Origin of the sequence: Moraxella sp. CTOTU49097, from assembly GCF_032064105.1 — a bacterium.
Taxonomy (GTDB): Bacteria; Pseudomonadota; Gammaproteobacteria; order Pseudomonadales; family Moraxellaceae; genus Faucicola; species Faucicola osloensis_B.
The window spans coordinates 1-4,541 of record NZ_DAMBOA010000041.1 but is presented as its reverse complement, the minus strand read 5'-3'; the positions used below and the strand labels follow the sequence as shown (position 1 = coordinate 4,541).

At 42.5% G+C, this 4,541-nt stretch carries 4 protein-coding genes and 2 tRNA genes; 1 reads left to right on the top strand and 5 read right to left on the bottom strand.

Annotated features, from left to right (window positions below; all coding sequences use genetic code 11):
- The 5 genes from RT064_RS10875 to RT064_RS10855 all read right to left on the bottom strand — a co-directional run.
- Window positions 1-817, bottom strand: an 817-nt coding sequence (locus RT064_RS10875) for a BCCT family transporter (RefSeq protein ID WP_313063380.1), incomplete at its 3' end; no start/stop codon positions are given.
- 209 nt (window positions 818-1,026) lie between these two features.
- Entirely contained in the window at window positions 1,027-1,203 is a 177-nt protein-coding gene (locus RT064_RS10870) for a hypothetical protein (RefSeq protein ID WP_313063379.1), read from the bottom strand.
- 398 nt (window positions 1,204-1,601) lie between these two features.
- A tRNA-Asp gene (locus tag RT064_RS10865) sits at window positions 1,602-1,678 on the bottom strand.
- A 27-nt stretch (window positions 1,679-1,705) separates the two neighbouring features.
- Window positions 1,706-1,781: transfer RNA gene (locus RT064_RS10860), tRNA-Val, on the bottom strand.
- A 262-nt stretch (window positions 1,782-2,043) separates the two neighbouring features.
- On the bottom strand, window positions 2,044-2,535 hold the full coding sequence (locus tag RT064_RS10855; protein WP_313063376.1) for a glutathione peroxidase: 492 nt from the start codon (window positions 2,533-2,535) through the stop codon (window positions 2,044-2,046).
- A gap of 188 nt (window positions 2,536-2,723) precedes the next feature.
- Here RT064_RS10855 and RT064_RS10850 point away from each other — a divergent pair, with 188 nt between their 5' ends.
- The gene (locus RT064_RS10850; RefSeq protein WP_313063373.1) at window positions 2,724-4,397 is read left to right on the top strand and encodes an aminotransferase class I/II-fold pyridoxal phosphate-dependent enzyme; all 1,674 of its coding nucleotides are present in this window, start codon (window positions 2,724-2,726) and stop codon (window positions 4,395-4,397) included.
- Window positions 4,398-4,541: the final 144 nt, after the last annotated feature.

Here is a 4,541-nt window from a genome sequence, read left to right as displayed (position 1 = left end):
ACAACACAGTCAGCACAATATTGATATCGCTTAAGCGTTTAATCCCTTTATCCAGCCCCATCATCACTGATAGCGTCGCCATCGCGGTAATAATCGCAATCAAACAAAGCTGTACTGGGACATTATTGGGAATACCAAACACATTGCTAAAGCCTGCATTGATTTGCATCGCACCCAGCCCCAAGGATGTTACCACCCCAAACATCGTGCCAAACACCGCAAGCGTATCAACCACATGCCCCCATTTACCATAGATTTTTTGACCAATCAACGGGTACAGCACCGAGCGAATCGACAACGGCAAGCCACGGCGATAATGAAAATACGCCAATGACAACGCTACGACACAATACAACGCCCACGCATGAATCCCCCAATGCAAAAACGAAATACTCATCGCTTGTTTAGCTGCTTCTACGGTTTCGGCTTGCCCCATCGGAGGCGACATAAAATGATATAACGGCTCTGCCGTCCCCCAATACAACAGACCAATCCCAATCCCCGCACTAAACAGCATGCCAAACCATGATAGTAAACTATACTCAGGATGCTCTGTTTGATGCCCAAGCCGAATATCGCCATAACGACTTAACGCAATATATAGGCTAAACACCACCGTGACATTCATCAAAATGATAAAAAGCCAACGAAAACGGTGGGTAATAAAAGACTGCAGTTGGTTAAAAACCTCACCTGCCAACTCACCAAATAACGAACCAAAAATAATAAATCCGACAATCAGCAATGCGGATGCAATAAAAACAGGACGATTAACCCGAGGGAAAGGGCCGAATTTTTCGACTTTCACAAAACTCATAAAGATATCTTTTCATTAGATTAACTGGAAAGCAACCTTAACAAATTATTTACAATATTTCAAATTACAGCAAGATTTCACAAGGCTTATATATTGCAAAAACAAAACTAAGTTTTTGATTATGAAGAATATATATCTTAACATACTGTAACATTTCAGTAGAGCCGAGAAAATAGGATTAATTAATTTTATTTAATAACCCAATATCATTACGCAGGGGTTGATTCAACATACATCATCGGTTTATCTACTTTAATTTGGTTAACTGACGCCTCGTCTGGATTGCTACTCCATTGGATAATCAGGATGATTTCAATGATGGGCTTACGGGAAAACGCATTGGCAAGTTGGTAGTGGGGCGATGGGGATATTGCGGTATAGCTCATGCCACAAAATACGAGACTTGGTTGTTCGATTGCATGAATTTTGGTTGCCTGACAGCTTGTAATGAAATCCGCCTTTTAATTTTTACTTTAATTTTCGTATTTTAACAATTGGCTTTAATAATTGGCGGCTGACCCTACAGACCGTAAGCCAAAATTTTTGGTCACAAAATGGTCACATTTTGGTTGCTTAGTTTTACTTAAATATTAAAAATAGATATCTTTTCAACTTAACAATCAAAATCAATTTTCTTAATCACATCAAGAGAAAAATGTATAAAATAATATATTTTTTAAAATCAATAACTTAATATAAAATTTAAGCCAAAAAAAACCTCAAATCAGGGGAGATTTGAGGCATAAAACTTTAAAAATTTCGTTTTTAGTTCCACTAAAATAAGTGGCGCAGCGGACGGGACTCGAACCCGCGACCCCCGGCGTGACAGGCCGGTATTCTAACCAACTGAACTACCACTGCACGGTAGCTGATAGCGATGATATAGGTTGGTGGGTCGTGACGGATTCGAACCGCCGACATTCTGCGTGTAAGGCAGACGCTCTACCAACTGAGCTAACGACCCATCGTCTGTGGTGGGTATTATAGAGAATTTATTTTTGCTGTCAACGATTTTTTTGGCAAATAGTAAAATTTTTAAAAAATTTTGCTGAGCATGTCATGTGGTTGTCACATAAAAACCCTATCATACCTACATGGCCAGCAAGGTCATAGCTAACAATAAGAATAATAAGATAACAATAATAACAATGTCTGTATCGCTTGTCACCCAAAGGATTTAATTCCCCCAATTAAATCCTTTTTATTTTTTTCTCTCCCGCCGTTTCTCACTGTTGTGCCAGTAGTGTTTTAATATCTGCCTCAAGGTCTTGGGGGGCTTTGGTCGGTGCAAAACGATCTACGACTCTGCCGTGTGTGTCAACTAAAAACTTGGTAAAGTTCCATTTGATGGCGTCGCCCAACATACCCTTGCCATGTGGCTGTGATTTTAAAAATTGATAAACAGGATGGGTGTCTTTACCATTGACGTCAACTTTTGCCATCATTGGAAAGGTCACGCCATAGTTGATTTGGCAAAACTCACTAATTTGCGCTTCATTGCCGGGATCTTGCTGACCAAATTGGTTGCAGGGAAACCCCAACACCACCAACCCTTGGTCTTTGTAAGCTTGGTATAGCTTTTCTAAGCCCTCAAACTGTGGGGTAAAGCCGCATTTGCTCGCGGTATTCACAACCAATACGACTTTACCTCTAAGGGTGTCAAAATCAAATAGCTGACCCCGAATATCGGTCGCGGACAATTGGTAAAAATCTTCCATAGCAAATCTTCCTGTTGTTAATTAAAAAGTTGTTAGTTAAAAAATTGTAAGTTTTTCTTGCATTATCACTTTGACAAGCGTAATTTATCTATTGGCAGTTATCCGCCAATATTTATACTGTAGTTTTGTCAGTATTTCTGACAAAAGCCTGCTATGATTCATTGATATTCAACCGGAATTCCCCCGCTATGCTCACTGACGCTAAACTATCGGCTGGACAACGCTTGACGCAGCTGCGTAAAAGCAAAGGTTTGACTACTGCTGAACTTGCCGATTTAATGACCCAGGCTGGTGCTAAAGTTAGCCGTGCCGCGATTTCTAATTGGGAGCGCGGTTCCAATGGCATCGTTTCCAATAAACTGCCTGTGCTTGCCAGTCTGTTAGGGTGCAGCGAAAGCTATTTGCTATCAGGTACTGGGGTGGAAAGTCAAAGCGTCCACACCCAAGCGTTCGCAGCGAATACTGTCAATGACACTACTGTAGCACAAGCATCAAGCGATGCCAATCAAGCAAACCCGCAGCAGGATCAAACGGCTCAAGCGATGCCGCCTGCTGCTACCAATTTTCAACCCAGCCATTCTAAACCTAATCCCAAACCCAATCCCAAACCTAGTAGTGATGTATCTACCATGAAAACTTTGAACAAATCCAATAAACTGCAAAACGTGTGCTATGACATTCGCGGTCCTTTGCTACAAACTGCCAACCGCATGGAGACACAAGGTCATAAAATCATCAAGCTCAATGTTGGCAACCCTGCCCCATTTGGGTTTGAAGCGCCGCAAGAGATTTTATCAGATGTGGCGATGAATTTGCCCAATGCGATTGGCTATTCAGACTCTCAAGGGATTTTTGCCGCGCGTAAAGCGATTTTGCAGTATTACCAAGCCAAAGGATTGTTAGAAGCGGTAGACGTTGCCGATGTGTATTTGGGCAACGGCGTCTCTGAACTCATTGTGATGACCATGCAAGCATTACTGGATGATGGTGATGAAGTGCTGATTCCAATGCCTGACTACCCGCTTTGGACAGCGGCGACGAATTTGGCAGGGGGTAAAGCGGTTCATTATCTGTGTAATGAAGCAGACAACTGGCAGCCGGATATTGCCGATATCGAAAGCAAAATCAATGAGCGCACCAAAGGCATTGTGGTCATCAACCCAAACAACCCAACAGGCGCGCTTTATTCTACCGAAAATTTAAAAAAAATCGTGGCACTGGCAGAAAAACACGGGCTTGTGCTGATGGCGGATGAGATTTATGACCGCGTGCTGTATGATGATGCGGTGCATGTACCGATGTGCACCCTTGCCAAAAACTGCTTGGTTATCTCGTACAATGGCTTATCAAAGTCGCACCGTATCGCAGGTTTTCGCTCAGGCTGGATGATGTTATCGGGTAAAAAACACCATGCGGCTGATTTTATTGAAGGGTTAACCATGCTATCATCGATGCGGCTGTGTGCCAACGTCCCTTCACAATACGCGATTCAAACGGCGATGGGTGGCTATCAAAGTATGCAAGCCTTGACCGCACCAACCGGTCGCCTGTATCAGCAGCGCAACATCGCTATTGAGCGCCTAAATGCCATTAAAGGTATCTCATGCACCATGCCACAAGGGGCGTTTTATTGTTTCCCAAAAATTGACCGTGACATTTATCCAATCGAAGATGACATGCAGTTTATGATGGAATTATTACTACAAGAAAAAGTCTTGATGGTACAAGGTACGGGCTTTAACTGGCATGCGCCTGACCATTTTCGCGTGGTATTTTTGCCCAATGCATCAGATTTGCATGAAGCGATGGATCGACTGGAGCGCTTTTTTGCCACAAAACGCCAAGAATATGGCACTGATTAATGTTTCAGTGAAACAAAAAACCCCGACGATTCGGGGTTTTTTATTGTCAGCAATTAATTACATCAAGCTATTGAGATAAAGCCGTTGGAATTAACCCAGTAACTCCGTTAAAAATACAGCGATGATACCAATCGGTGCGACAAA

Coding starts and splice junctions, on each gene's coding strand:
- RT064_RS10850 (WP_313063373.1), top strand. CDS start 2,724: ATGCTCACTGACGCTAAACTATCGGCTGGACAACGCTTGACGCAGCTG.
- RT064_RS10855 (WP_313063376.1), bottom strand. CDS start 2,535: ATGGAAGATTTTTACCAATTGTCCGCGACCGATATTCGGGGTCAGCTA.
- RT064_RS10870 (WP_313063379.1), bottom strand. CDS start 1,203: ATGAGCTATACCGCAATATCCCCATCGCCCCACTACCAACTTGCCAAT.